Annotated in this window: 26 protein-coding genes; 9 read left to right on the plus strand and 17 right to left on the minus strand. The window is 69.5% G+C overall.

Features of this window, described 5'->3' with window-relative positions:
- Window positions 1-265 precede the first annotated feature (265 nt).
- The 5 genes from AAHG03_RS19180 to AAHG03_RS19200 all read right to left on the minus strand — a co-directional run bounded on the left by AAHG03_RS19180 (window position 266) and on the right by AAHG03_RS19200 (window position 6,102).
- Window positions 266-2,509 carry a xanthine dehydrogenase family protein molybdopterin-binding subunit gene (locus tag AAHG03_RS19180; protein WP_342152470.1) on the minus strand — a complete coding sequence of 748 codons (2,244 nt, stop codon included), beginning with the start codon at window positions 2,507-2,509 and terminating at the stop codon, window positions 266-268.
- Entirely contained in the window at window positions 2,502-3,548 is a 1,047-nt protein-coding gene (locus tag AAHG03_RS19185; RefSeq protein ID WP_342152472.1) for an FAD binding domain-containing protein, read from the minus strand. The genes AAHG03_RS19180 and AAHG03_RS19185 overlap by 8 nt, the downstream gene beginning before the upstream one ends.
- Window positions 3,545-4,054: a (2Fe-2S)-binding protein gene (locus AAHG03_RS19190; protein WP_342152473.1), complete on the minus strand. Its 510-nt coding sequence runs from the start codon at window positions 4,052-4,054 to the stop codon at window positions 3,545-3,547. The genes AAHG03_RS19185 and AAHG03_RS19190 overlap by 4 nt, the downstream gene beginning before the upstream one ends.
- Before the next feature lie 81 nt (window positions 4,055-4,135).
- Entirely contained in the window at window positions 4,136-4,513 is a 378-nt protein-coding gene (gene copM / locus AAHG03_RS19195) for a CopM family metallochaperone (RefSeq protein ID WP_342152474.1), read from the minus strand.
- A 203-nt stretch (window positions 4,514-4,716) separates the two neighbouring features.
- On the minus strand, window positions 4,717-6,102 hold the full coding sequence (locus AAHG03_RS19200; protein ID WP_342152475.1) for a cytochrome P450: 1,386 nt from the start codon (window positions 6,100-6,102) through the stop codon (window positions 4,717-4,719).
- Window positions 6,103-6,224: 122 nt separating this feature from the next.
- Between AAHG03_RS19200 and fumC the strand changes: the two genes are divergently transcribed.
- From fumC to AAHG03_RS19220, 4 genes are all read left to right on the plus strand, one after another.
- Window positions 6,225-7,655 carry a class II fumarate hydratase gene (fumC, locus tag AAHG03_RS19205; protein WP_342152477.1) on the plus strand — a complete coding sequence of 477 codons (1,431 nt, stop codon included), beginning with the start codon at window positions 6,225-6,227 and terminating at the stop codon, window positions 7,653-7,655.
- Window positions 7,656-7,718: 63 nt separating this feature from the next.
- Window positions 7,719-7,907 carry a DUF4169 family protein gene (locus AAHG03_RS19210; RefSeq protein WP_342152478.1) on the plus strand — a complete coding sequence of 63 codons (189 nt, stop codon included), beginning with the start codon at window positions 7,719-7,721 and terminating at the stop codon, window positions 7,905-7,907.
- The gene (locus AAHG03_RS19215) at window positions 7,904-8,146 is read left to right on the plus strand and encodes a ribbon-helix-helix domain-containing protein (RefSeq protein WP_342152480.1); all 243 of its coding nucleotides are present in this window, start codon (window positions 7,904-7,906) and stop codon (window positions 8,144-8,146) included. The genes AAHG03_RS19210 and AAHG03_RS19215 overlap by 4 nt, the downstream gene beginning before the upstream one ends.
- A gap of 210 nt (window positions 8,147-8,356) precedes the next feature.
- Window positions 8,357-9,298, plus strand: coding sequence for a dihydrodipicolinate synthase family protein (locus AAHG03_RS19220; protein ID WP_342152482.1), 942 nt, complete (start codon window positions 8,357-8,359; stop codon window positions 9,296-9,298).
- 150 nt (window positions 9,299-9,448) lie between these two features.
- On the opposite strand, the gene AAHG03_RS19225 is transcribed toward AAHG03_RS19220, so the two are convergent.
- The 3 genes from AAHG03_RS19225 to AAHG03_RS19235 all read right to left on the minus strand — a co-directional run bounded on the left by AAHG03_RS19225 (window position 9,449) and on the right by AAHG03_RS19235 (window position 11,753).
- Window positions 9,449-9,949 (minus strand): MmcB family DNA repair protein, encoded by a 501-nt coding sequence (locus AAHG03_RS19225; RefSeq protein ID WP_342152483.1) that lies wholly within the window; start codon window positions 9,947-9,949, stop codon window positions 9,449-9,451.
- A gap of 310 nt (window positions 9,950-10,259) precedes the next feature.
- Window positions 10,260-11,036 carry a cobalamin-binding protein gene (locus AAHG03_RS19230; protein ID WP_342152485.1) on the minus strand — a complete coding sequence of 259 codons (777 nt, stop codon included), beginning with the start codon at window positions 11,034-11,036 and terminating at the stop codon, window positions 10,260-10,262.
- Window positions 11,037-11,231: 195 nt separating this feature from the next.
- On the minus strand, window positions 11,232-11,753 hold the full coding sequence (locus tag AAHG03_RS19235; RefSeq protein WP_342152486.1) for a DedA family protein: 522 nt from the start codon (window positions 11,751-11,753) through the stop codon (window positions 11,232-11,234).
- A 121-nt stretch (window positions 11,754-11,874) separates the two neighbouring features.
- On the opposite strand from AAHG03_RS19235, the gene pdxY reads away from it, so the two are divergent.
- From pdxY to AAHG03_RS19250, 3 genes are read left to right on the plus strand one after another with little or no spacing between them, the layout of a single operon-like run.
- Window positions 11,875-12,726, plus strand: coding sequence for a pyridoxal kinase PdxY (gene pdxY, locus AAHG03_RS19240; RefSeq protein WP_342152487.1), 852 nt, complete (start codon window positions 11,875-11,877; stop codon window positions 12,724-12,726).
- 14 nt (window positions 12,727-12,740) lie between these two features.
- Window positions 12,741-13,661: a PhzF family phenazine biosynthesis protein gene (locus tag AAHG03_RS19245; protein WP_342152488.1), complete on the plus strand. Its 921-nt coding sequence runs from the start codon at window positions 12,741-12,743 to the stop codon at window positions 13,659-13,661.
- Window positions 13,651-14,382: an NUDIX hydrolase gene (locus AAHG03_RS19250; RefSeq protein ID WP_342152489.1), complete on the plus strand. Its 732-nt coding sequence runs from the start codon at window positions 13,651-13,653 to the stop codon at window positions 14,380-14,382. Before AAHG03_RS19245 ends, AAHG03_RS19250 begins: the two co-directional genes overlap by 11 nt.
- A gap of 159 nt (window positions 14,383-14,541) precedes the next feature.
- Here the strand turns inward: AAHG03_RS19250 and AAHG03_RS19255 are convergent, their stop codons facing one another.
- The 6 genes from AAHG03_RS19255 to flhA all read right to left on the minus strand — a co-directional run bounded on the left by AAHG03_RS19255 (window position 14,542) and on the right by flhA (window position 19,226).
- On the minus strand, window positions 14,542-14,988 hold the full coding sequence (locus AAHG03_RS19255) for a hypothetical protein (RefSeq protein WP_342152491.1): 447 nt from the start codon (window positions 14,986-14,988) through the stop codon (window positions 14,542-14,544).
- A gap of 6 nt (window positions 14,989-14,994) precedes the next feature.
- Entirely contained in the window at window positions 14,995-15,324 is a 330-nt protein-coding gene (locus AAHG03_RS19260) for a flagellar protein FlgN (protein ID WP_342152493.1), read from the minus strand.
- Between the two features lie 2 nt (window positions 15,325-15,326).
- Window positions 15,327-15,803: a rod-binding protein gene (locus tag AAHG03_RS19265; protein ID WP_342152494.1), complete on the minus strand. Its 477-nt coding sequence runs from the start codon at window positions 15,801-15,803 to the stop codon at window positions 15,327-15,329.
- Window positions 15,804-15,960: 157 nt separating this feature from the next.
- The gene (locus tag AAHG03_RS19270; protein ID WP_342152496.1) at window positions 15,961-16,374 is read right to left on the minus strand and encodes a hypothetical protein; all 414 of its coding nucleotides are present in this window, start codon (window positions 16,372-16,374) and stop codon (window positions 15,961-15,963) included.
- Between the two features lie 3 nt (window positions 16,375-16,377).
- Window positions 16,378-17,148 carry a flagellar biosynthesis protein FliR gene (gene fliR, locus AAHG03_RS19275; RefSeq protein WP_342152497.1) on the minus strand — a complete coding sequence of 257 codons (771 nt, stop codon included), beginning with the start codon at window positions 17,146-17,148 and terminating at the stop codon, window positions 16,378-16,380.
- The gene (gene flhA, locus AAHG03_RS19280; protein ID WP_342152498.1) at window positions 17,145-19,226 is read right to left on the minus strand and encodes a flagellar biosynthesis protein FlhA; all 2,082 of its coding nucleotides are present in this window, start codon (window positions 19,224-19,226) and stop codon (window positions 17,145-17,147) included. Before flhA ends, fliR begins: the two co-directional genes overlap by 4 nt.
- Before the next feature lie 498 nt (window positions 19,227-19,724).
- Here flhA and AAHG03_RS19285 point away from each other — a divergent pair, with 498 nt between their 5' ends.
- Both AAHG03_RS19285 and AAHG03_RS19290 read left to right on the plus strand, forming a co-directional pair.
- Window positions 19,725-22,637 carry a PAS domain S-box protein gene (locus AAHG03_RS19285; protein WP_342152499.1) on the plus strand — a complete coding sequence of 971 codons (2,913 nt, stop codon included), beginning with the start codon at window positions 19,725-19,727 and terminating at the stop codon, window positions 22,635-22,637.
- Between the two features lie 125 nt (window positions 22,638-22,762).
- The gene (locus AAHG03_RS19290; RefSeq protein ID WP_342152500.1) at window positions 22,763-23,140 is read left to right on the plus strand and encodes a response regulator; all 378 of its coding nucleotides are present in this window, start codon (window positions 22,763-22,765) and stop codon (window positions 23,138-23,140) included.
- A 236-nt stretch (window positions 23,141-23,376) separates the two neighbouring features.
- On the opposite strand, the gene AAHG03_RS19295 is transcribed toward AAHG03_RS19290, so the two are convergent.
- Genes AAHG03_RS19295 through flbT form a run of 3 tightly spaced genes read right to left on the minus strand, consistent with a single transcriptional unit; the run spans window position 23,377 to window position 24,550 of the window.
- Entirely contained in the window at window positions 23,377-23,643 is a 267-nt protein-coding gene (locus tag AAHG03_RS19295) for a flagellar biosynthetic protein FliQ (RefSeq protein ID WP_056242610.1), read from the minus strand.
- Window positions 23,644-23,654: 11 nt separating this feature from the next.
- On the minus strand, window positions 23,655-24,065 hold the full coding sequence (flgD, locus tag AAHG03_RS19300) for a flagellar hook assembly protein FlgD (protein WP_342152503.1): 411 nt from the start codon (window positions 24,063-24,065) through the stop codon (window positions 23,655-23,657).
- Entirely contained in the window at window positions 24,062-24,550 is a 489-nt protein-coding gene (gene flbT, locus AAHG03_RS19305) for a flagellar biosynthesis repressor FlbT (RefSeq protein ID WP_342152504.1), read from the minus strand. The genes flgD and flbT overlap by 4 nt, the downstream gene beginning before the upstream one ends.
- Between the last annotated feature and the right edge of the window lie 3 nt (window positions 24,551-24,553).

A 24,553-nucleotide genomic window follows, 5' to 3' on the forward strand; every position in this document is an offset into this window, starting at 1 on the left:
GCCTGGCCCTCGCCATCCTGCGCCAGGACACCGCTAAGGGCTCCTTGCACACCAAGCGGCAACTGGCCGGATGGGACGACGACTTCCTCGCCGACCTCATCACCCAAATGCGATAGCCCTGCCCTTGCGGGGAGGGGTCAGGGGTGGGGGTGGTTCAGGATGAGGCGCCGCGGTGCCTTCTGCCCGACCCCCACCTCCTACCTCCTCCCCGCAAGGGGGAGGAGAGGCGCCTAACCGGCTCCCGTCGAATCGGTGGATGCGAGGCCTACCCCAGCAGCTTATCCAGCGTGATCGGCATCTTGCGCACCCGCACCCCGGTCGCGTGATACACCGCGTTGGCGATGGCCCCGGCGGTGCCAGTGATGCCGATCTCGCCGACGCCCTTGATGCCGAGCGGGTTCACGTGCGGATCGTGCTCCTCCACGAGGATCGCCTCGATCGAGGGCACGTCGGCGTTCACCGGCACGTGGTACTCGCCGAGGTTCGGGTTCATCACCCGGCCCGAGCGGGGATCGACCACCGCGTTCTCGTGCAGCGCGAACGACACGCCCCAGATCATGCCGCCGTAATACTGGCTGGTGACGAGGCGCGGGTTGACGATGCGGCCCGCCGCGAACGCGCCGACGAGGCGCGTCACCCGGATCTGGCCGAGATCGGGATCGACGGTGACCTCGGCGAAGACCGCGCCGTGGGCGTGCATGGCGTAGGATTCGCGCGAGGCCGGATCGGGCGCACCCTTGCCCGAGGCCGAGACCGAGTCCTTGCCGGCGCGCGAAAGGATGTCGGAGAATGACTCGCTGCGGCTCTCGTCGTCGCGGCGGATCAGGCGCCCGCCCGCGGCGTAGACGCCGGCATTGCCCGCGCCGAACAGCGGCGAGCGCTCGTCGGTGGTCGCCATCTCCGAGAGCAGGGCCAGCACGGCGGCCGAGGCCGAGTGGATCGCCGCGCCGGCCGTGGCGGTGTGGGCCGAGCCGCCGGCGATGCCGCCGTTCGGCAGGTCCGACGAGCCGCTCTTGAAATCGAGCTGGTCGAGGTCGATCCCGAGGCCGTCGGCGGCGATCTGCGCGAGCGCCGTCCAGGCGCCCTGGCCCATGTCGTGGGCGCCGATGGCGACGGTGCCGGTGCCGTCGGCGCGGATCTCGGCGCGGGCCTCCGCCTGCATCATCAGCGCCGGGAAGAGCGCGGTGCCGACGCCCCAGCCGACGAGGCGGCCGGCCTCGTCGCGCATGGAGCGCGGTGCCGCGGAGCGCCGCTCCCAGCCGAACCGGGCCGCGCCCTGCTCGTAGCACTCGCGGAGCGCCTTGGAGGAGAACGGCCGCTCCGAGATCGGCTCGGCCTCTGCGTAGTTCATCTGGCGGAAGACGAGCGGGTCGATGCCGCAGGTCTCCGCCATCTCGTCGATGGCGGCCTCCAACGCGGCGCTGCCCGAGGCCTCGCCGGGGGCGCGCATGAACAGCGGCGTGCCGGTATCGACCCGCACGCCCGAATGCGTGGTGGCGAGCGCGGGCGCCTTGTAGAGGTAGCGCGAGAGGGCGCTGGCCGGCTCGTAGAAGTCGTCGAAGCTGCTGGTGGCGGTGAGCGTGTGGTGGTCGAGGGCGGTGAGCGCGCCCGATCCGTCGGTGCCGAGGCGCAGCGTCTGGCGCGTCTCGGCGCGGTGGCCGACCGGACCGAACATCTGCTCGCGCCGCAGCACCAGCTTCACCGGCCGGCCGGCATGCTTGGCCGCCATGACGCCGAGCACTTGCGGCCCGGAGAGGAATCCCTTCGAGCCGAAGCCGCCGCCGAGGAAGGGCGAGCGCAACAAAATGTTCTTCGGATCGATGCCGAACAGGCCGGCGAGCCGCATGGTCGCCATCGCCATGCCCTGGCTCGGGGTATCGACGGTGAGTTTATCGCCGTCCCACTGCGCCACGATGGAGTGGGGCTCCATGGCGTTGTGGTACTGCGCGGGCGTCTCGTAGACCGCCTCGATCCGGTGCTCGGCGCTCTTCAGCCCCGCCTCGACATCGCCCTTGGTCGCGGCGGTCTTGTCGCCCGCGCCGACCGCCGGCGGCTTGTGGGCTTCCGCCGTGTCGAGGCCGATGCGGGGGCTTTCCGTCTCGTAGCGCGGCGCCAGCAACTCGGCGCCCTCGGTCGCGGCCTCCAGCGTCTCGGCGATCACCACCGCGATCGGCTGGTGGGCGTAGCGGACCTTATCGTTCTGGAGGAGGTCGAGGCGGAAGGTGAAGGGATCGTTCTTGGCGTCCGGGTCGGCGGCGAGCTTGGGGGCGTTGCCCGGCACCATCACGTCGACGACGCCTGGATGGGCTTTGGCCGCCGCCACGTCGAGATGGGCGACGCGGCCCCGGGCGATGCGGCTCACGGCGATGACCGCGTGCAGCATCCCCTCGGGGCGGTTGTCGGCGGCGAAGGTCGCCCCGCCGGTGACCTTAAGAAACCCATCGCGGCGGGTGAGCGGCTGGCCGATGCTCGACCCGTGCCGGGCCTGCTCGTAGGCGATGTCAGGCATGGAGCGTCTCCTCGAAGGCGGAGGCCGGCAGGGCGGGCATGCGCTCCGGCGTGCCGGCGGCGGCGCGGGTGAGCGTGCGGACGATGAGGCGGCGGGCGAGCTCGATCTTGAAGGCGTTGTCGCCCGACGGTCTGGCCTCGGCGAGGGCCGAGTCGGCGGCTTGGCGGAAGGTCGCTTCCGATACCTCGGCACCGGCGAGCACGCTTTCGGCTTCGCGCGCCCGCCAGGGCTTGAGGGCGACGCCGCCGAGCGCGAGGCGCCCTTCGGCGATGCGCCCCTGGTCGAGCCGCAGCGAGGCCGCGGCCGAGACGACGGCGAAGGCGTAGGAGGTGCGGTCGCGGATCTTCAGGTAGCGCGAATGCCCGGAGAAGTCCGCGGCCTCGGCCGGCAGGCGGACCGCCACGATCAGTTCGCCCGGCTCCAGCACGGTCTCGCGCTCGGGCGCATCGCCGGGCAGGCGATGGAAGGCTTCGAGCGGCACCTCGCGGGTGCCGGCCTTGCCGACGATCTCCACGGTCGCGTCGAGGGCCACCAGCGGCACGCAGAAGTCCGAGGGGTGCGTCGCGATGCAGTGCTCGCTCCAGCCGAGCACGGCGTGCAGCCGCGTCTCGCCGCCTCGCGCGTCGCAGCCGCTCCCAGGCTGGCGCTTGTTGCAGGCGCTGGCCGGGTCGTAGAAGTACGGGCAGCGGGTGCGCTGCATCAGGTTGCCGGCCACCGTCGCGGCGTTGCGCAACTGCGCCGAGGCACCCGAGAGCAGGGCCTCCGCAACGGAAGGGTGGGCGCGGGCGAAGGCGGTGTCGTAGGCGAGATCGCTGTTGCGCACGAGCGCGCCGACGCGGAACCCGCCCTCGGGCCGATGCTCGATCCGGTCGAGATCGGGCAGGTGGGTGACGTCGACGAGGCGGGCGGGCCGCGTGACGCCGCCCTTCATCAGGTCGAGCAGGTTGGTGCCGGCGGCGAGGTAGGCCGCGCCCGGCTCCGAGGCCGCCGCCACCGCCTCGGCGACGGTCGAGACGCGGACGTAGTCGAAGCGGTTCACGCGGCCTCTCCCTGCTGCGCGGTTCCCATCTTTCCTTGCGCGTCGAGCACGGCCTGGGTGATGCCGATATAGGCGCCGCAGCGGCACAGGTTGCCGCTCATGGCCTCCCGCACCCGCTCGGGATCGTCGCCCGCGTGGCCCTCAGCGAGCAGGCCCACCGCGCTCATGATCTGCCCCGGCGTGCAGAAGCCGCACTGGAAGCCGTCATGGGCGATGAAGGCGGCCTGGACCGGATGCAGCGCGTCGCCCTGCGCCAGTCCCTCGATGGTGGTGATCTCGGCGCTATCCAGGCTGACCGCGAGGCTGAGGCAGGAATTCACCCGGCGCCCGTTCACCAGCACGGTGCAGGCGCCGCACTGGCCGCGGTCGCAGCCCTTCTTCGAGCCGGTGAGGCCGAGGCGCTCGCGCAGGAGATCGAGGAGGGTGACGCGGGGATCGTCGAGGGCGATGTCGTGCCGCTTGCCGTTGACGCTGAGCGACAGCGAGAAGCTGGATGGTTGTTCCACGGACGGGCTCCCACTCTGGAAGCGTTTCAATTAGCTTCAGCGCGCGAGTCCGCCAGTGCGGTGCGAAACGGTCGCAGCGTTTCAGCGCGGTTTGACCGTCTCCCTCTCCTTCAGGAATTTCTCCATGAAGGCGATCTCGGCGTTTTGCGAGCGGATGATGTCCTCGGCGAGCTTGCGGATCTCGGGGTTCTTCGAGTGCTCCAGGGCGACCTTCGCCATGGCCACCGCGCCGCGATGGTGCGGGATCATCCCGCGCACGAAATCGACATCGACATCGCCGGTGTAGCGGATCGCCATTTCCTCGTGCATCCGGGCATCGGCCGCGCGGAAGGCGCGGGTGGCCGGAGTGTCGGCGGCGGCGGGCTTGGTGCCGTGGTCGTGGTGATGCGTGCCTTGCGCGAAGGCGAGGCTCGCAAGTCCGCAACCGGCAATGGCGGCGAGGATCGGCAGGGTCTTCATCGTGTCTCCGGTTTCGAGTCTTGGAACCTGTTCGGCACGCTCATCCGACTCAACCCCCTCATCCTGAGGTGCTGCGCAGCAGCCTCGAAGGAGGGCTCCAGCGAATCGCGCGACTTCTGGAGCCCTCCTTCGAGGCCTCCGCTTCGCTCCGACACCTCAGGATGAGGGGGTGGGTGGGAGAGAGCGGAGCATGGAACGGCCTGTCAGTGCCGACGCTCGGCTTTCATCCGCAGACCTTCCTTCGGCCGCAGCGTCACCCGGTGCAGCGGCGTGACCGGTGGATGGTCCGGCGGCAGGGTGAGGCGCACCGCGCGGACCACGTGGGCGAGCACCAGCGTCGCCTCCTGCACCGAAAAGCTCTGGCCGATGCAGATGCGCGGCCCCGCGCCGAAGGGCAGGTAGGAGAAGCGGCGGATGGAGTCCCGCCGCTCGCCGAGGAAGCGGTCCGGGATGAAGGCGTCGGGCTCGTCCCACAGCTTCTTATGCCGCCCCAGCACGTAGGGGGCGATGATGACGGTGGAGTTGCGCGGAATCTTCACCCGGCCGATCCGGTCGTCGTGCAGGGCCTGACGGCTGAGGAACGGCACCGGCGGGAACAGCCGCATGGTCTCCTCCATCACCGCCTTGGCGAGCGGCAACCGATCGAGGCGCATCGTGCCATCCTCAGACAGCGCCGCGTCGGCCTCGGCTTCGAGGCGGTCGCGCACGCCCTCGTCCTGCGAGACGCAGTAGAGCGCCCAGGTCAGCGCGTTGGCGGTGGTCTCGTGGCCGGCGGCGATGAAGGTGACGATGTTGGCCTTCACCTCCAGATCCGACAGGCCCTTGCCGGATTCCGGGTCCTGGGCGGCGAGCAGCAGGGTCATCAGGTCGTGGGGCGCCTCACCGCGGGCGATCGCCGCCTTGCGCCGGTCCAGCAGCTCGTCGACCACTTCGGCGAAGTAGCGGAGCGCGGGCCGCGCCTTCAGCCGCCCGAGGCGGGGCACGAAGCCCGGCACGCCGAACACATCGAGGGGGTCGACCGGCCCGATCGATTCGAGCAGCCGCGTCAAGGCTCGGCCGAGCGCGTCGGGATCGCCGGGGAGCCCCTGCGTAAAAATCGTCCGCTCCAGCACGTCGAGGGTGGTGCGGGTCATCTCCAGCACGACATCGACATTGACCCCGTCGCGCCGGGCGAGCCGCTTGGCGACGCGGGCGCCCGCCGCATCCATCTGCGCGGTAAAACCCGCGACATGGCGGGCGGAAAAGATCGGCGCCATGGTGCGCCGCTGCAGGCGCCACTCGTCGCCCTCCGCCGTGAGCAGGCCGTTGCCGAGGCCGGGCGCCAGGACGCGGCGCTGGAGGTCGTCCTTACGGTAGTTCGCGCCGTTCTCGACCAGCAGGTAGCGCACGAGGTCGGGGTCGCTCACCACGGTGATGCGCCCCATCGCGCCCTCGCCCGCGACGACGAACTCCTCGAAATGCGCCTGCATCCACGTGGCGATCGGGTTCTCGCGCACCGCCTTGAGGAAGGCGAACAGGCCGAGCGGCCGGGTCAGCGGCGGCGGCACCTTCGGGCGGAAGGGCTCCGCGAGCGTGAGGGTATCCTGCATCGGCCAAAAAACCTTCGCGGTGACGGCGGGGGAATTGCGTCACGCCCCATCGAAGGGCGCCATCGCGCTCAAGCCTCGGCTTCGCTAAGTAGGGGCCGATCCGAGCCAACGAAGAGGCCACGATGTCGCCGCACGAGTCCCCAGCCGCCGAGTCCCGCGTCGAGACCCGCACGGAATCCGACACCTTCGGCCCGATCGAGGTGCCGGCCCACCGCTATTGGGGCGCGCAGACCCAGCGCTCGATCCAGAATTTTAAAATTGGCACCGAGCGCCAGCCGGCGCCGCTCGTTCACGCGCTCGGCATCGTCAAGCAAGCCGCTGCCCTGGTGAACAAGGATCTCGGCGGGCTCGACGCCAAAGTCGCCGACGCCATCGCCGAATCCGCCGCCGAGGTGGTCGCAGGCCGGCACGACGACGAGTTCCCGCTGGTGGTCTGGCAGACCGGCTCGGGCACCCAGTCCAACATGAACGCCAACGAGGTCATCGCCAGCCTCGCCAACGAGCGGCTGGGGGGCAAGCGCGGCGGCAAGTCGCCGGTCCACCCCAACGACCATTGCAACCGCGGCCAGTCCTCCAACGACACCTTCCCGACCGCCATGCACATCGCGGTCGCCCGCGAGGTGCAGGAGCGCCTGATGCCGGCGCTGACCCACCTGCACGGGGCGCTCGACGCCAAGTCGAAGGCGTTCGAGAGCATCGTCAAGATCGGCCGCACCCACCTGCAGGACGCGACCCCGGTCTCCCTCGGCCAGGAGTTTTCGGGCTACGCCGCGCAGGTCGCGCTCGGCGGCGCCCGCATCGCCGCGACGCTTCCGGGCGTGCTCGCCTTAGCGCAGGGCGGCACCGCCGTCGGCACCGGCCTGAACGCGCACCCGGAATTCGCCGAGCGGTTCGCCGCCAAGGTCGCCGAGCTGACCGGGCTTCCGTTCACGAGCGCCGAGAACAAGTTCGAGGCGCTCGCCACCCACGACGCCCTCGTCTTCCTCCAGGGCGCCCTCTCGGCTTTGGCCTCGGGCCTGTTCAAGATCGCCAACGACATCCGCCTGCTGGGCTCGGGCCCGCGCTCGGGCCTGGGCGAACTGTCGCTGCCGGAGAACGAGCCCGGCTCCTCAATCATGCCGGGCAAGGTCAACCCGACCCAGTGCGAGGCGCTGACGATGGTCTGCGCGCAGGTGATCGGCAACGGCACCACGGTGAGCTTCGCCGGCTCGCAGGGCCATTTCGAGCTGAACGTGTTCAAGCCGGTGATCGCCAACGCGGTGCTGCAATCGGTGCGGCTCCTCGCCGACGCGGCGGTGAGCTTCACCGACAACTGCGTCGTCGGTATCAAGGCCAACGAGGACAAGATCGCCGACCTGATGAGCCGCTCGCTGATGCTGGTGACGGCGCTCGCCCCCTCGATCGGCTACGACAAGGCCGCCGAGATCGCCAAGACCGCCCACAAGAACGGCACCACCCTCAAGGAGGAGGCGCTGCGTCTCGGCTACGTCACGGACGAGGAGTTCGAGCGCGTGGTGCGGCCCGAAACCATGCTGGCGCCCGGCGCGGAATAGGCGCAAACTCCTGATTCGGCGCGGGTTGCCGCCCGCGCCGACCCCCTGGCGGAGGACGATTCGGTGGCCGAGATCATCAACCTGCGGCAGGTGCGCAAGGCCCGCGAGAAGGCCGAGCGTGAGGCCAAGGCCGCCGAGAACCGCCTGCTGTTCGGCCGCCCGAAGAAGGCCAAGACGCTGGCCGAGACCCGCAAGGCGATCGAGTTCGCCCGCCACGAGGGCCACCGCCTCAACGAACCCGACAAGGAATGAGCGACGGCCGGCCCGCGCCGGAGGGCGTCGCCAAGCGCTCCGTCATGATCGCGGGCCACCGCACCAGCGTCTCGCTGGAGGCGGAGTTTTGGGAAGCGCTCCAAGGGATCGCGCGGACGCGCGCTCTTTCGGTTCAGGCGCTCATCGGCGCCATCGACGCGGAGCGGGGCGGACGCAACCTGTCCTCGGCGATCCGCGTGCACGTGCTGCGGACGCTGCAGGGGCAGGTTCAGGACTGAGTTCTCTTTCGACAACGGCTTCTTCCGAAGGCCGGCGGCTACCCTTCCGGCTCAGGCTCGGGGCTGACAGGTCGAACGCGACCCTGCCTGAGGCCGCTTGCGACCTTTTTCAGGACTCTGGAATGTCCGCTCACGCGCGGCGCGGCGTCGGAGCACGATGCGGACATCGCTGCCGAAGTACGATCCCCGCAGGATGAACGGAGTGACCGAATGGAACGCCTGAGCCGTCTTCGCGGCGTCGTACCGATCGCCCCGACCCCGTTCCACGAGGACGGGCGCGTCGACGAGACCTCCCTCGACCGCATGACCGACTATTTCGTCGCGGCCGGCGTCGATGGCCTGACGATCCTCGGCCAACTCGGGGAAGCGCCGAAGCTCGACCATGCCGAAGGCGTCGAGATCGCCCGGCGCGTCATCGGCCGGACGCGCCTGCCGGTGATCGTCGGCGTGTCGGCGCCGGGCTTCGCGGCCATGCGCGCGCTGACCCGGGAGGTGATGGACCTGGGTGCGGCCGGCGTCATGATCGCACCGCCGAACACGCTGCGCACGGACGACCAGATCGTCGCCTATTACCGCAACGCCGCCGAGGCCATCGGCCCGGACGTGCCGTTCGTGATCCAGGATTATCCTCTGACCTTCTCGGTCGTGATGACGCCGGCCGTGATCCGGCGGATCGTCGGCGAGATCCCGTCCTGTGCAATGCTGAAGCACGAGGACTGGCCGGGACTGGAAAAGATCACGGCCCTACGCCGATTCGAGCGTGAAGACGGGATGCGCCCTATCAGCATCCTCGTCGGCAACGGCGGGATGTTCCTCGATTTCGAGGTCGAGCGCGGCGCCGACGGCGCCAATACGGGGTACGCCTTCCCGGAAATGCTGGTCGATGTGGTGCGTCTCTCGACGGCGGGTGAGCGTGACGCCGCCCACGACCTGTTCGACGCGCATCTCCCCTATCTGCGCTACGAACAGCAGCAGGGCCCCCTCGGTCTCGCCGTCCGCAAATACGTCTTCAAACGCCGTGGTATCTTCACGTCGGATGCCCAGCGCAAGCCGTCGCAGGCGCTCACGGCCATCGCCCGGAGTGAGGTCGAGTACCTTCTCACCCGCCTCGGCCGGCACGACCCGCGCGTGAACGAGCCGGTACGGTTCTGAGGTCCGGAAGACTCGACCGGCCTGTCCCATCGTCTCGCGGCGCAGAGTGCGGCGCGCAGACGACGGCCATGGGAACGCCATGCGGCCTCCCTCATGCTCGGCATGGGTCGCAGTCGGGAGGTCCGCTCCGGGCCGGAGAGGCCGGCCCTGCTACAGCGCGCCCTCGCGGATGGCGCCCGGATCGGCCAACGCGTGCAGCAGCCCGGCGGCGAAATGGGCGAAGCGCAGGGTCACGGCCTTGCGCCGCGGGCCGCTCAGGGGGTGGGCCGCCGGCTCGCGCAGGATCGCGGCGCCGAAGGAATCGGCGACGATGAGGCCGCATTCCTCCGGGATCAGGCTTTCCGGCACGCTCTCGGGGATCGCGAAGAAAAACCGGTCGCAATAGTCGCGGTAATCCGGCCATTTCCGGTCGGCGCGGAAGTCGGCGACGCTCGACTTGATCTCGACGATGGTGAGCTTGCCCGCCCCGCACAGGGCGATCACGTCGGCCCGGCGCCCGTTGGCGAGCGAGAACTCGGGGAGCGTGACGCAGCCCATCTCGGCGAACAGCCGCCGCACCCCGCGCTGGATGTTGAGCGCGGTGGGCGATTGCCGCCGGTCGGGCGGCAGGACGATATGCGCGAGGGCCGGCGACGCGAGGGCTGTGGACATGACGGGCCGATGGCTTGCGGATGGGGCCGAATCGTGACCGGGCCATTTGGCAGGCCGGCGCGGCGGCTGTCACCTGTGGCGATGTCTCGCGCCATCTTTGAGTGGGCTGAGACGACGCCCGCCCCTCTCCGTCATCGCGAGGCGGAGCCGAAGCGATCCAGGGCGCGCGTTTGCCGGGAAGGGCGAGACCGCACCGACGTAGTGGCCACCCACGCGCTCAGTCTTGACGGTGCGGAGCCCTGGATTGCTTCGGCTCCGCCTCGCAATGACGGCGTGGGGTAGGGACCGCGGCGAGTAGTCGGAATGCGGACTATGCCAACGCCGCCCGGATCGCGTCGAACCCCTCCATCAGTGCCGCCGGCCCCGGCTGGAGGATCAGCGGGGACTTGATCTCGTGGATGCGCCCCGCAGCCACCGCGGGGATCGCGTCCCAGCCCGGCCGGGCGCGGATGCGGTCGATGACGACGCGCTTGCCGCACCACGAGGCGAGGATCACGTCGGGCGCCGCCGCGATCACCTGCTCGGTGGTGACGATGCGGTCCTTGGCGGCCTGCATCCGGCTCAAGTCTGGAAACACGTCCTGCCCGCCGGCATGGCCGATCAGGTCGGAGACCCAGCCGATGCCGGAGATCATCGGCTCGTCCCACTCTTCGAAGTAGACCTTGAGCGGCGGCCGCCCGGCGCTTTCGGCGGAGGCCTCTTCGAGCCGCGCCTCGTAGGAGCGGGCCAGGGCCTCGGCCCGCTCGCCCGCGCCGACGAGGGCGCCGAGCGTGCGGATCATCGCCAGACACCCGGCCACGTCGCGCTGGTTGAACAGGTGGACCGCGACGCCCGCGCGGGCGAGGTCGGCGGCGATTCTCGCCTGAAGGTCGGAGAAGGCCAGCACGAGATCGGGTTCGAGCGCGAGAATCTTGGGCAGATCGGCGCTGGTGAAGGCCGAGACCCGCGGCTTCTCCTTGCGCACCCGGGCCGGGCGCACCGCGTAGCCCGAGACGCCGACGATGCGGTGATCCTCGCCCAGGAGGTACAGCGTCTCGACGGTCTCTTCCGTCAGGCAGACGATGCGTTCGGGCGGGAAGCGGCGCATCTCCAAAACCCTTTCGATCCGATCACGCGAGGCCGATCCACCCGCTGCCTCCCACCCTCACCCTCATCCTGAGGTGCGGAGCGAAGCGCAGCCTCGAAGGAGGGCTCCAGCGAGCCGCGCGATCCCTGGAGCCCTCCTTCGAGGCCGCTTCGCGGCACCTCAGGATGAGGGGGTTGGATCGGAGAAGGGAACCGCTCAGTGCTTGAACCACGTCAGCAGCCCGGCGCCGGGGGCGAGCATGACGAAGGCCCAGACGAAGGCCGAGAGCCAGTTGGCGATCTGGAACGGAATGCGGTTGACGCCGAAGGAGCCGGCCACCAGCGGCACCACCGCGCGGGCCGGGCCGATGAAGCGCCCGACCGCCACCGCGCCCGCGCCCCAGCGTCGGAGAAAGTCCTCGGCCTTGTCGGTCATCTCCGGGTAGCGCTTCATCGGCCACACCTTCTTCACGTCGTCCTTGAAGTAGTGGCCGACCTCGTAGGAGACCCAGTCGCCCAGGCCCGCGCCGATGCCGGCGCCGATCACCATCGGCCAGAACGGCAGGTCGCTCGATCCGATCAGAGCGCCGATGGCGAGCAGGATGAAGGTCGCGGGCACCAAGAGCGACAGGAAGGCCAGCGACTCGCAGAAGGCGATGACTCCGGTGACGAGCGGCGCCCAGGCCCGGTGCGTCTCCACAAAGGTCAGCACGGTCGTCTTGATCGTCTCGAAGTCCATGCCGTCCCCGGTGCCGCTAGGCTTAAGCGCGTCGAAGCCGCAACGCGCGGCGCGCCCATGGGATGCGTCACAACGCGCATCGGGGTACGAAAGCGGTGAAAGACGTCACATCCGGAGCGTCATGAAGGTCCTGTCGATCCAGTCGCACGTCGCCTACGGCCATGTCGGCAACGCCTCCGCGGTCTTCCCGATGCAGCGGCTCGGCGTCGAGGTCTGGCCGGTGCATACGGTGCAGTTCTCCAACCACACCGGCTACGGGCAGTGGCGCGGCCGGGTGTTCGACGGGCCCGCCGTCGAGGAGGTGGTTCAGGGCGTGGCCGAACGCGGCGCGTTGAAACACTGCGACGCGGTGCTCTCCGGCTATATGGGCTCGGCCGATATCGGCACCGCGATCCTGCGGGCGGTCGCCGCCGTGCGGGCGGCCAACCGCGAGGCTCTGTATTGCTGCGATCCGGTGATCGGCGACACCTATGCCGGCGTCTACGTGCGGCCGGGCATCGCCGACTTCATGCGGGCGCAGGCGGTGCCCGCGGCCGACATCCTCACCCCGAACCAGTTCGAACTGGACCTGATCGCCGGGATGCCGACCGACACGCTGGCCGGCGCGAAAGCGGCGGTCGGCGCAGTGCAGGCCCTGGGGCCGCGGGTCGTGCTCGTCACCTCGCTCACCACCGCCGAGACGCCCGCGGACTCTATCGACATGATGGCCGGCGAAGGCGGTTCGTTCTGGCGGGTGCGCACGCCGCGGCTCGACCTCAAGGCGGTCTCCGGCGCGGGCGATGCGGTGGCCGCGCTCTACCTCGTGCATTACTGGCGCACCCGCTCCGCCGCGCTCGCGCTCGGCATGGCGGCGGCCTCGATCCACGGGCTCCTGCGCCGCACGGCGGAAGCCGGGGCGGAGGAACTGCTGACCGTCGAGGCGCAGGAGGAGTTCGTGGCGCCGACGAACGCGTTCCCGGTCGAGAGCGTTTGAGACGAGGATTTCCGATGCCGAAACGCCGCTTCGCCACCCTCGACGTGTTCACCGACACGGCGCTTGCCGGAAACCCGCTCGCGGTGGTGCTCGACAGTGACGGGCTGGACGATGCCGCGATGCAGGCGGTCGCCCGCGAGTTCAACCTGTCCGAGACGGTGTTCGTGACGCCGCCGAACGAGGCGCGCCACCGGGCGGCGCTCCGCATCTTTACCCCCGCCCGCGAGCTGCCGTTCGCCGGCCACCCGACCGTCGGGACCGCGGTGCTGCTGGCGCTCCACGACCGCGTCGAGAAACCGGGCATCGATGCGCTGGCCTTCGGGCTGGAGGAGCGGATCGGCACCGTCTCCTGCGTGGTCGAGACCGGGGCCGACGGACGCTCCGGCCGCGCCCGGTTCAAGCTGCCGGTGCTGCCGCGCTATCTCGGCGAGGCGGCCGATGCCGCGGCACTCGCCGAAGCGCTCGGCCTGTCGCCCTCCGACATCGGCTTCCACCGCCACGGCCCGAGTCGCCACGGCGCCGGCCCGGCCTTCACTTTCGTGCCGCTCGGGAGCCGCGAGGCGCTGGACCGGGCGCGGATCGACGAGGCCGGGCTCAGCCGCCTGTTTCCCGACGGCGAGGCCGACGCGCTCTACCTCTACGCCCTCGACCCGCAAGGTATCGGCCGCCAATACCAGGCCCGGATGTTCGCCCCGCGGCTCGGCGTACGCGAGGACCCGGCCACGGGCAGCGCGGCGGCGGCTTTTGCCGGCGTGCTGATGCAGTTCGAGCCGCTGGGCGAGGGCACCCACGACGTGCTGATCCGCCAAGGCATCGCCATGGGCCGCCCGAGCGCGATCGACCTCCAACTCGTCATCGCGGACGGTGCGCTGCGCTCCGCCGAGATCGGCGGCGGCGCCGTGCTGGTCGCCGAGGGAACTCTCCATGTCGATTGAGGGCGAGACCCTGCCCGCGCCGGGCTTCGCCCTGACCCGGCTCAAACACATCACGGCCCGGCTCGTCGCTCACGACTGGGCCTGGGCCCGCGACAACGCGGAGGCGATCGACCGCAACTGGGAGCGGCGCCTTGAAAAAACGCCGGGCCTGTTCGACGGCCCGGTCTATCTCGCGAGCGGCTGCACCATCACGGACGGCGCCTGCGAGGCGGCGTTCTTCGAGGTGCGCTATTCCCGCTTCATCGCGTTTCGCGACGCGGGCGTGCCCGACGCGCTGGTGGCCAACGCCTTTGCCGCCATCGTGCCCCACACCGCCGACGGCGCGGTCCTGCTCGGTGTGATGGGCGCCCACACCGCCAATGCCGGTCAGATCTACTTCCCCTGCGGCACGCCCGATCCGGGCGATCTGCGCGACGGCGACGTGGTCGACCTCGCCGGCAGCGCCGAGCGCGAGTTTTTGGAGGAAACCGGCCTGAAGCTGCCGGAGGGCGCGGCGCAGGACTGGGTGCTGCTGCGCGGCGACGGCCAACTCGCCTTCCTGCGCCCGGTCCGGTTCGACGGCGACGCCGAGGCGCTGAAGGCGAAGATCGACGCCCATCGCGGCCACGAGGACGAACCCGAACTCGCCCACAGCGTCATCGCCCGCTCGCGCGCCGACATCGACGCGACGCGGATGCCGAGCTTCGTGCAGGCCTATCTGGCGAGCGTGTTTCCGGAGTAAGAAGAGGGACTTGGTCCCACCCAACCACCTCATCCTGAGGTGCGAAGCGTAGCGGAGCCTCGAAGGAGGACTCCAGGGATCGCGCGACTTCCGGAGCCCTCCTTCGAGGCCCGCCAAGGCGGGCACCTCAGGATGAGGGGGTTTGATGGGGGAGGGGCGTTACGAGCGCACCTCGCGCTTGGCGACGAAGTTCAACTCGTCCACCAGCACGTCCTTGACCACGTCGGCGCCGAGGCGTTCGTTGACCTTGGCGCGGATCTGCGCGAGGCGGCCGTTGATGTCGTAGCGGGCGAGCTTCTTGAAGTCGATCGTCGGGTCGCCGTAGATCTGGCGGAAGGCCTCGTCCACCACGAAGCTGTTGGGCGGCACCGGCAGGGTGTGCATCAGCTTGGCGTCGGCCGTGAAGACCAGCACCGCGATGACGTAGCCTTGCACCTTGCCGTCGGCCACCATCGGAATGTTGATCGGCGCGAGTTTTTGGTATTGCAGCCCTTCGAGATAGGGCTCGGTCGGCTTCGAGAAGAAGCCGCCGCCGAAGGTCACCGCCGCGTAGCACGACGCGATGGTGACGGCGCAGATCCACAGGCCGGTGACGAGGACTTTCATGGCCCTTCAGCGCCCGATCCGGGCCGAGTAGGTGCCGTCGGAATCGGCCGCCCGCAGGGTCGCGGCGAGCGTGTCGCCGATCTCCTCGACCGCCCGCAGGTGCCGGGCGACCGCGACCTGATTGCGGGTGAGCTTGTCGTGCAGCCGCGCCAGCACGATGCCGGTGGTGGCGTCGATCTCGTCGGCCGAGACCGTGCGGGCGAGGCGCGTGAGTTCCAAGAGGCTCTGGCTCTTGGCGCGGTTGACCGCCTCGATGTCGATCTCGGCGTTGGTATCGAGCGCCTCGGTCTCGGCCTCGATCGTGGCTTCCAGGCGCTTGAGGGAATCGAGCAGCATCGTCAGACCTTTCCGGCCACGCCCGTCGCCGCGGCGGGGAGGGTGGGCGCCTTGTTCGGTTGGGCGTTCTCCAGCATCCAGGCGATGCCGATCCCGCCGGACTTGGCGATCTGCTGGCCGATCTGCTCGGCGAGCATCGACTTCCACAGGTTGCCGGTGTTGCCCTTGCCGTAGACCGCCTCGGACTTGTCCGGCAGCATCGTCTCGATGAACTGCGCCAGCACCTGCCCCTCGAACTTGCGGTAGGGGTCGGCCGAGCCCTTCAGCGTCGTGTCGTTCTTGAGGCTGGTCAGCGCCCCGCGGGCGTCGATGGGCATGTGCAGGCCGTAGCCCGCATCGCGGGCGGCCTCGGCGGTTGCCGCCGCGAAGGCCGCCGGGTCGCCCGGCTGCGACAGCTTGGCCGCCGCCTCCTGATAGCGCGCCGGGTCGGCGGCGCGGGCGACGTCCATGACGATGTCGGAGGGAGGGGTGATGCTCATCGTGGGTAAGCTCGTCTCTCCGCCCCCTTGCGGGGAGGAGTTGGAGGTGGGGGTGGTGCAGGATGGGACGCCGCGGTGCCTTCTGCCCGACCCCCACCCCTGACCCCTCCCCGCAAGGGGGGAGGGGAAAGCTTGCCTTAACCCTAAACCCCGTGGCTTACGGGAGGCTTGCGTCCATGCGCTGCGCCAGACCGTCGAGGCGTTCGATGCCCTCGACGCGTTCGCGCTCGCGGCGGAGCAGGTCGCCGACGCGCTCGGCGCCGAGTTCGGCGCGTTTTTGCGCGAGGCCCTGTTCGCGGACCGCGTCGGTCTGGCGGGCTGCCACCTGTTCGAGTTCGGTGGCGCGGGAGGCCAGCGCACGCAGGCGGCGGTTGGCGGCCTCTAGGAACAGGTGGCCGTGGCTGTCGCCGCCGAGCGCACTCAACAACGCCGCCCGATCCTGCTCGACGGCATCCGCGTCGCGGCGGATCGCGGCGAGCTGCCATTCGGCGGCGCGGCGCATCTGCTCCTGCACGGCGGTCAGACGCTCGGCGCGCTTGAGGCGTTTGGCCAGATCTCCGGTTGCCGCCACGGTTCAGCCCCGCCTCAGCCATTGCGCGTAGCCCGCAAGGAACTGCGTCATGAACTCGCCCGCGACCGCGTAGAGCAGGATCAGCGCGCCGAACATGATGAAGGGCGTGGCGACGAAGTAGACCGGAATCGTCGGCGTGAGCTTATTGACGAAGCCCGCCGCGAGGTTGACCGCCACCGCGTAGATCACGAAGGGCGCGGCGATGCGAAGCGAGAGCGTGAAGGCCTCGCCGATCTGGTCGGTGATGCGCACGAGCGCCGTCTGCGTCCCGAGGCCTTCGCCGGGCGGGATGCGGGAATAGGAATCGATCAGCCCGCGGAACAGCTCCCAGTGCAGGTCGGCGGCGAACATCAGGGCGACCGCCGAGAACACGATGAAGGATTCGACGGCCGGGATCGCCTCGGTGCCCTCCACCGGCGTGCCGGGCATGGAGCCGAAGCCGACCATGGTCGAGGTCGCGTTCATCACGGTCTCCAGCACGAACAGGAAGATGCGGCCCAGAAGCCCGATCAGCAGCCCGGTGAAGGTCTCGCTGGCGATCCAGGCCAGCGTCTCGGTCGGCGCCTGCCCCGACACCTTCGCCTGGAACAGCGGCAGCAGCAGCGGCGTGACCGCGAGCGAGACGCCGCCCGCGATCATCAGCCGGACCTGCGCCGGCACCCTTGGGCTCGACAGGCCCGGCACGATGAGGAGGCAGGCGCCGACGCGGCAGAAGATCAGGAAGGTGGCGAGCGCCGCATCCCCGCCGAGCAGGCTGCCGGCGAGCGGGATCACGCGATGGTGCCCAGCGACTTGATCTCGACGCCCCGCGCGATCTCGAGATGCGACAGCACCGGCAGCGTCGGGAAGATGCGCTCGATGATCATGCGGACGTAAGGGCGCGCGTCCGGCGCGGTGACGAGGGCGAAGCCGTGAACCTGCCGCATCCGGTCGCGGATCGCGGAGCCGGCTTCCGTCCCGAACTGCTCGACGAGGCGCGGGTCGATGTCGAACTCGATGACCTCGCCCTTGGCGTCGCGCTTGAGGCTCTGGTGGAAGGTGAGGTCCCAGTTGGCGCCGAGCCGCAGCACGTGGAGCGTGCCGTCCTCGGCGAGATCGCCGCAGATCTGCTGCGCCACGCGCATCCGCACGTGCTCGGCGATCTGCTCGGCGCGGCGGGCATGGGGGGTGATCTCGGCGATGGCCTCCAGGATCAGGTGGAGGTTGCGGATCGAGACGCGCTCGGACAGCAGGAGCTTCAGCACCGCCTGAAGGCCGGAATGCGAGATCTGCGAGGGCGAAATCTCATCGAGCAGGCGCTTGTATTCCGGGTCGAGCCGGTCGAGCAGGGCGCGCATGTCCTTGTAGGACAGGAACTGGGGCAGGTTGTTGCGGATCACCTCGGAGAGGTGGGTCAGCAGCACCGAGGCGCCGTCGATGGCCTCGAAGCCGGAGCGGCGCACCTCGCCGGCATAGGCATCGACCACCCAGAGCGCCTTCATGCCGAAGGCGGGCTCGCGCACCTCCTCGCCGGGCACGTCGGGCCGCGGCCCCTCGCCGACGACGACCAAGAGTTCGCCCGGCCGCATCTCCTGCGTCGCCGCGGTCGTGCCGTGAATGCGGATCTGGTAGCTTTTGGGCGGCAGGGTCAGGCTGTCGGTCAGCTTGATCTCGGGGACGACGAAGCCGTACTGGCGCGCGAACTTGCGGCGCATCTTGGCCACCCGATGCTGCAGCTCGGCGTGGCTCGTCTGCAATTGCGCCGAGACCTGACGGCCGAGGCACAGCTCGATCTCCGGGGTCTTGAGCTGCTCCTTGACCGAATCCTTGACCTCGGCCTGCTTCACTTCCGCCTCGTGCCGGGTCTTGGCGGCATTCAGCGCGGCCTGGGCGGCGCGGCGCTTCGGGATGGTGATCGCCATGAAGCCGAGGAGCCCCGCGAGCGCGACGAAGGGCAGAAACGGCAGGCCCGGCACCAGGGCGAACAGCAGCATCAGGATGGCGGAGACCAGCAGCGCGCGGGGATAGGCGCCAAGCTGGCCCATCACCGCCTCTTCCGCCGTGCCGCGGGTGCCGCCCTTCGACACGAGCAGGCCGGCTGCGAGCGAGACGATCAGCGCCGGGATCTGCGAGACGAGGCCGTCGCCGACCGACAGCTTGACGAAGACGTCCGCGGCCTGGCCGAGCGGCATGCCGTGGCGCGTCGTGCCGATGATGATGCCGCCGAAGACGTTGACCGCGATGACGATGAGCGAGGCCACCGCCTCGCCGCGCACGAACTTCGAGGCACCGTCCATCGAACCGAAGAAGGCCGATTCCTCCTCCAGTTCCCGGCGGCGGCGCTGCGCCTCCTTGTCGTCGATCAGCCCGGCATTGAGATCGGCGTCGATCGCCATCTGCTTGCCGGGGATGGCGTCGAGGGTGAAGCGGGCGCCCACTTCCGCGATACGCGTCGCGCCCTTGGTGATGACGAGGAAGTTGACCGTGATGAGGATCACGAAGACGACGATTCCGATGACGAAATCGCCGCTCATCACGAATTGCGAGAAGCCCTGGATGACGTGGCCGGCGGCGTCCACGCCCTTCTGGCCGTTGGCCAGGATCAGGCGCGTGGTGGCGATGCCGAGCGCGAGCCGCAGCAGCGTGGCGATCAGCAGCACGGTCGGGAAGGCGGAGAATTCGAGCGGCTTCTGAATCCAGAGCGCCACCATCAGGATCAGCACCGACAGGGCGATCGAGAAGGCGAGCCCGATATCGATCAGGACGGCGGGCACAGGCAGGAACAGCACCGCCAGGATCGCGACGATGCCAGCGGCGAATCCGAAATCCCGCCGCGACCGCTTCTCCAGAACGAGCGCCTCGCTCACCGCCATGACGACACCGCTTCCCGCATCATGGGGCCGTGATGGCGGAGCAAGCTTGCGCGGGGATGGGGCGGGGCGGGAGCGTGGGACGGGCGGCTCGGCTCCGCTTCACCCCGTCATTGCGAGGCGGAACTGAGGCAATCCAGCGCTCCGCACTGTCCGGATGGGTCGCACCGGTGGCCGAAGACGGCTCGCCTCATTCGGCTCTGTCGCGCTCTGGATCGCTTCGGCTCCGCCTCGCGATGACGCGCGGTCTGCAAAACGACCGAACGGAAACGGGATAAGTGTCTGTTCGACGCGGGGTTATAATAAATGATCCGGTGCGCGGATGCCGTTTCTCCCATCCTCACCCTCATCTTGAGGTGCCGAGCAAGCGGCCTCGAAGGAGGGATCCAGGGATCATTGAGCGAACTGGAGCCCTCCTTCGAGGCCGCTTGCGCGGCACCTCAGGATGAGGGGTTTGGGTGGGATGAGCCGTTCGAGCAGGCTTCCGGTGGTGAGGGTGAGATGACGGCATGGCCCCGCGGCGACGGCGAGATGGCCGGGTGCATCCGTGCGTTCGATTGGGCCGCGACGCCGCTGGGGCCGATCGCGGGCTGGCCGCAGAGCCTGAAGACGATCGTCGATCTCATGCTCGGCTCGCCGAGCATGATGAGCCTCGTCTGGGGCGAGACCGCGATCCATCTCTACAACGACGGTTTCACCGCATTGCTGCGGGAGCACCGCACCCTGGCGCTGGGGCGGTCGGCCTACGAGACTTTCGCCCGGTCGCGCACCGTGCTCGAGGCCGACATCGCCGCCGGCATGGCCGGGCGTTCGGCGCGGCTGGTGGGCCAGCGCTACCCCGTGCTGCGGCACGGGCGCCTGGAAGAGGCTTGGTTCGACGTGGACTACGCGCCGATCCGCGACGAGGCCGGCTTGGTCGCCGGCGTGCTCTGGACCCTGAAGGAAACGACCGCCCAGCACTTGGCCGAGCAGGCCCTGCGCACGAGCGAGGCGCGGCACCGCCTGCTGATCCGAAGCTGGGCACAGGCCGAGTGGGAGACCGATGCCGACGGCGTCGTCGTCGCCGACAGCCCGAGCTGGCGCGCCTATACCGGCCAGACGCTGGCCGAATGGCTCGGCTACGGCTGGCTCGACGCGATCCATCCCGACGACCGGGCTTACGCCGAGCGGCAATGGCGGGAGGCGGTTCAAGCCCGCGGGCTCGTGGATGCCGAGTTCCGCCTGCGCGCGCCCGACGGCGGCTGGCGCTGGACCAATGTCCGCGCCGCGCCGGTGCTCGATGACGGAGGGACCGTCGAGAAGTGGGCCGGGATGAACATCGACATCGACGCGCGCAAGCGCGCCGAAGCGGCGTTGCGGGAGAGCGACGCGCGCTTGGCCCAACTGGCGGACGCCGCCCCCGTGCTGATCTGGGAGACCGACGAGGCGGGGCCGACCTTCGTGAACAGCCACTATCTCGGTTTTGTCGGCGTCGGCTTCGAGGAGATCTCCGGTTTTGGCTGGGCGCGGTTCATCCATCCCGACGATCTCGATGGGTACATCACCACCTATCGGCAGGCCTTCACCGAGCGCCGCCCCTACGACTACGAGTGCCGGTTCCTTCGCGCCGACGGCCAATACCGCTGGCACCGCACCAGCGGCGGGCCGGCGAGCCCTGGGCGTTTCATCGGCTCATCGACCGATATCCACGATCTGGTGATGGCGGAGCGCGCGTTGCGGGAGCGGGAGGAGCGGCTGCGCGGCGTGCTGGACGGAATGACCGAGGGCTTCGGCCTGCTCGGTCCCGACTTCACGATCCTCGAACACAATGCCGAAGCGCTCCGCATGGACGGGCGCTCGCGGGAGGACATCATCGGCCGCTCGCACTGGGACGTCTATCCCGAGAGCGAGAACAGCGAACTCGGTCGGCTGCTCAAGCGAGCCATGATCGAGCGCGTGTCCGTGTCGCTCGAGCACCACTACAGCTGGGAGAACGGCCGCGCCCTCTGGCTCGACATGCGCGCCTATCCGACCCTCGACGGAGCGCTGGCCGTGTTCTGGCGCGACGTGACGGATCGGAGGATGGCCGAGCTTGCGCTCAAGAAGAGCGAGGCGAAGTACCGCTCGCTGTTCGAGTCGATGGACGAGGCCTATGCCGTCGTCGAGGTGCTGAAGGACGGGGCCGGCGCCTGGGTCGATTTCCGCTTCATCGAGGTCAACCCGGCGTTCCTGACTCACACCGCCATGCCGTGGCCCGTCGGCCGGACCGCGACCGAGCTTCTGGGGCAGCCCAATCCCCGCTGGACCGAGCTCTACGGCCAAGTGCTGGAGACCGGCCGGCCGATCCGCGTCGAAGAGAGCGAGGCGACGCTGGATCGCATCTTCGATCTCAACATCTTCACCCTCGATTCCGAGCGGAACCGCGTGGCGGTCCTGTTCACGAACATCACCGAACGCAGACGCGCGGAAACGGCCCTGCGCGAGAGCGAAACCCTGCGTCGCGTCGCCCTGGACAGCGGCGGGATGGGGGCCTGGACCTGGGACACGCGGGCCAACACGGTGCGGGCGGACGCGGTGGTGCAGAGGCTGTGGGGCGTCTCGACCGAGGAACAGCCCCACGCCGTGTCGCTGTACACCGAGCTGATGTATCCCGAGGGCGCGGCCTGGCTGTCGGCCGTGGCAACAGCGGCTGCCGCGAACATCACGTCGGGCGAGGATTTCCACACCCAGCTGCAGGTGTCCGGCGGTTCCGCGACCGGCCGATGGGTCGAGCTGCGGGGCCGCGCCGAACAGGACAGACCCTGGATCATCAACGGGGTCAGCTTCGATATCACCGAGCTGAAGGTCGCGGCCCGGCGCCTGGAAGTGCTGGTCAACGAGTTGCAGCACCGTTCGCGCAACCTGCTCGGCGTCGTCACCGCGATGGCCAACCGGACCGTCGGGCGGGGCTCGTCCGCCGAGAGCTTTCTGGTCCGCTTGAAGGCGCTGAGCCGGGCGCAGGCGCTGCTGAGCCAGGGCGGGAGCGACACCGTCGCGGTCGAGGCGCTGGTGCGCGCCGAACTCGCCGCGCACGCCGACAACGCCCCCGACCGCCTCGTCATCGCCGGGCCGGCCGTGACCTTGACCTCGCAGCAGGTACAGAACTTCGCCCTGGCGCTGCACGAACTCGCCACCAACGCGGTCAAGTACGGCGCCCTGAAGGACGGGACCGGCCACCTCTCCGTCACCTGGGAGCTGATCCCGACCGGGGGTGGCCCGCATCTGGCCCTGAACTGGGTCGAGACCGGCGTGGCCGTGCCACCCGAGGCGGTGACGCGGCGCGGCTATGGGCGCGAACTGATCGAGCAGGCGCTCGCCTACGCGCTCGGCGGCCGGACCGAATACGTGCTCGGCGAAGACGGCGTGCGGTGCCGGATCGAGCTGCCCATCGCCTGACGCCTTGCCTCGTTTCGGGAAGCGGTTTCCCACCGTTTCAACGGAGGCTCTAACCTAGGCGAATGCAGCCCTCTTTCCGTGGTCGGTAGACTTCCGTAAAAATCAGTCGTCGGCAGGGAGATGTCATGACCGATACGGCCCTTTCCCTGTCCGGTCGCCGCGTGCTCGTGGTCGAGGACGAGTATTTCATCGCCAGGGACATGGGCGACAGCCTGACCCGCGCCGGCGCGGAGGTCGCCGGGCCGGTGGCGGATGCCGAGGAGGCGCTGGCCGCGATCGAGGCGGACGCGCTCGACGCCGCGGTGCTCGACGTGAACCTCAAGGGCGAAACGGTCTACGCCGTCGCCGACCGGCTGAACGCGCGCGGCATCCCCTACCTGTTCGCCACGGGCGAGGTGCAGATCGCCGACGGCTCCGACTACCGCTCCCGTCCGAGGCTGGAAAAGCCGATCCTGAGCGACGAGTTGCTGCGCGCCGTCGGCAAGCTCGTGGCGGCGGCCTGAGCACGATTCGCCGACCCGACCCCCTCAGGCCGGGAACCGTTTCCCCACCTTGGCCATTGAAAGCGGTGAACAGGCCGCGGATCATTGCGGCAAATCGGTGATCGCACTCACGGCAGTGCCGAAATCGTGATATGGACCAAAGTCGAAGCTTTTGTCCTTCCCAAGGTCGAGGCTTTGAAGGGACCGGGCGGCTCGAGTCTCGACAGCTTTTCCGCTCGGTCCCGCCCCTTTCTCCCTCAGAATCCGGTCGCGATCTTGCCGTAGGTCAGCTCGGCGAAGGCGTGGATCTGGCCGCCGACGAAGGTGCCGGTGACGAGCAGCACCAAAAGGATCGCGACGATCTTCGGCACGAAGGTGAGCGTCACCTCCTGTATCTGCGTCAGCGCCTGTACCAAAGCCACGACGATGCCGATCAGCATCGCGGCGCCGACCGAGGGCCCGGCGCCGATCAGCACGGTCCAGATCGCGGAGCGGACCAGTTCGAGGGCGTCGACCTCGTTCATGAGAGCCGCGATTAACTGATGGAGAGGCCGGAGGCGAGGAGCATCTCGCGGCCGTCCTTGAGCTTGGCGACCGCGCCGTCGCTCGTCACCCGCACCGATGCGACGATCCCGGAGACCGTGCCGTCGGCGGAGGTGATGGTGCGGCCGATGATGGCGTCGGCCTGATCGAGGAAGCTCGCCGAGAGCAGCGAATCGAGCTTCTGGTTGGTCTTGGTCGCCTGCTCCACCTGGGAGAAGGTCGCGAGCTGACCGACATACTCGGTCGAGTCCATCGGCTTGGTCGGGTCCTGATTCTGCAGTTGCGCCATCAGCAGCGTCAGGAAGGTGTCGGCGTTCATCTTGGAGGCGACCGAGGTCGCCGCCTTCGCCGCCGCCGCGGTGGTGACGCCGGTGCCGGTGCTGGTGGGGTTGATGACGCTCATGGGTTCACCTTCGCCGCCATCGTGTCGGCCTTGGGGGCGGGAAAACGGGCACCGAGTTCTGCGCCGTCGATCAGCGCGGCCTCGGCCGGATAGAGTCCGCGGATGACCTTGAGCGCCTCGAACGGGCGCCCGGCATCGACGAGGCCGCTCGCGGTCTTCAGCCCGGCCCGGATCGCCGGCTCGGTGGTGGCCGCGAGGATGTTGTCCTGCAGCGTACCGTAGACCGTGCGGGCGAGTTCGGCCTGGGCCGGCTCGATCAGCATGGTCTGGGCGGCGAAGTAGAGCTGGCGCAGCGGGGTCGTGGCGGCGTCGGGCTGGAGCACGTGGCCTTCGAGCAGGAAGGTCGCGTCGTTCATCAGCTCCAGCGAGACCTTGCGGTCGGCCCGCACCACGGCGCCGTTGATGTAGACGCGCTCGCCCGCCCGCAGGTTGAGATGCATGGTCCGGGCGGCGGGCTTCTCGACCCTGGCGGTGTCACGGGCCATGGC

The organism is Methylorubrum subtropicum, assembly GCF_038442325.1.
In the GTDB taxonomy this organism is placed as follows: Bacteria; Pseudomonadota; Alphaproteobacteria; order Rhizobiales; family Beijerinckiaceae; genus Methylobacterium; species Methylobacterium subtropicum.

Excerpts from the sequence above, each read along its gene's own strand:
- AAHG03_RS19220 (WP_342152482.1), top strand. The coding sequence starts at position 8,357 with ATGGAACGCCTGAGCCGTCTTCGCGGCGTCGTACCGATCGCCCCGACC.
- AAHG03_RS19290 (WP_342152500.1), top strand. The coding sequence starts at position 22,763 with ATGACCGATACGGCCCTTTCCCTGTCCGGTCGCCGCGTGCTCGTGGTC.
- AAHG03_RS19255 (WP_342152491.1), bottom strand. The coding sequence starts at position 14,988 with ATGAAAGTCCTCGTCACCGGCCTGTGGATCTGCGCCGTCACCATCGCG.
- flbT (WP_342152504.1), bottom strand. The coding sequence starts at position 24,550 with ATGGCCCGTGACACCGCCAGGGTCGAGAAGCCCGCCGCCCGGACCATG.
- AAHG03_RS19235 (WP_342152486.1), bottom strand. The coding sequence starts at position 11,753 with ATGGACTTCGAGACGATCAAGACGACCGTGCTGACCTTTGTGGAGACG.
- AAHG03_RS19265 (WP_342152494.1), bottom strand. The coding sequence starts at position 15,803 with ATGAGCATCACCCCTCCCTCCGACATCGTCATGGACGTCGCCCGCGCC.
- flgD (WP_342152503.1), bottom strand. The coding sequence starts at position 24,065 with ATGAGCGTCATCAACCCCACCAGCACCGGCACCGGCGTCACCACCGCG.
- AAHG03_RS19225 (WP_342152483.1), bottom strand. The coding sequence starts at position 9,949 with ATGTCCACAGCCCTCGCGTCGCCGGCCCTCGCGCATATCGTCCTGCCG.
- AAHG03_RS19215 (WP_342152480.1), top strand. The coding sequence starts at position 7,904 with ATGAGCGACGGCCGGCCCGCGCCGGAGGGCGTCGCCAAGCGCTCCGTC.
- AAHG03_RS19285 (WP_342152499.1), top strand. The coding sequence starts at position 19,725 with ATGACGGCATGGCCCCGCGGCGACGGCGAGATGGCCGGGTGCATCCGT.
- AAHG03_RS19245 (WP_342152488.1), top strand. The coding sequence starts at position 12,741 with ATGCCGAAACGCCGCTTCGCCACCCTCGACGTGTTCACCGACACGGCG.
- fumC (WP_342152477.1), top strand. The coding sequence starts at position 6,225 with ATGTCGCCGCACGAGTCCCCAGCCGCCGAGTCCCGCGTCGAGACCCGC.
- AAHG03_RS19295 (WP_056242610.1), bottom strand. The coding sequence starts at position 23,643 with ATGAACGAGGTCGACGCCCTCGAACTGGTCCGCTCCGCGATCTGGACC.
- flhA (WP_342152498.1), bottom strand. The coding sequence starts at position 19,226 with ATGGCGGTGAGCGAGGCGCTCGTTCTGGAGAAGCGGTCGCGGCGGGAT.
- AAHG03_RS19250 (WP_342152489.1), top strand. The coding sequence starts at position 13,651 with ATGTCGATTGAGGGCGAGACCCTGCCCGCGCCGGGCTTCGCCCTGACC.
- pdxY (WP_342152487.1), top strand. The coding sequence starts at position 11,875 with ATGAAGGTCCTGTCGATCCAGTCGCACGTCGCCTACGGCCATGTCGGC.
- AAHG03_RS19200 (WP_342152475.1), bottom strand. The coding sequence starts at position 6,102 with ATGCAGGATACCCTCACGCTCGCGGAGCCCTTCCGCCCGAAGGTGCCG.
- AAHG03_RS19260 (WP_342152493.1), bottom strand. The coding sequence starts at position 15,324 with ATGCTGCTCGATTCCCTCAAGCGCCTGGAAGCCACGATCGAGGCCGAG.
- AAHG03_RS19180 (WP_342152470.1), bottom strand. The coding sequence starts at position 2,509 with ATGCCTGACATCGCCTACGAGCAGGCCCGGCACGGGTCGAGCATCGGC.
- AAHG03_RS19230 (WP_342152485.1), bottom strand. The coding sequence starts at position 11,036 with ATGCGCCGCTTCCCGCCCGAACGCATCGTCTGCCTGACGGAAGAGACC.
- copM (WP_342152474.1), bottom strand. The coding sequence starts at position 4,513 with ATGAAGACCCTGCCGATCCTCGCCGCCATTGCCGGTTGCGGACTTGCG.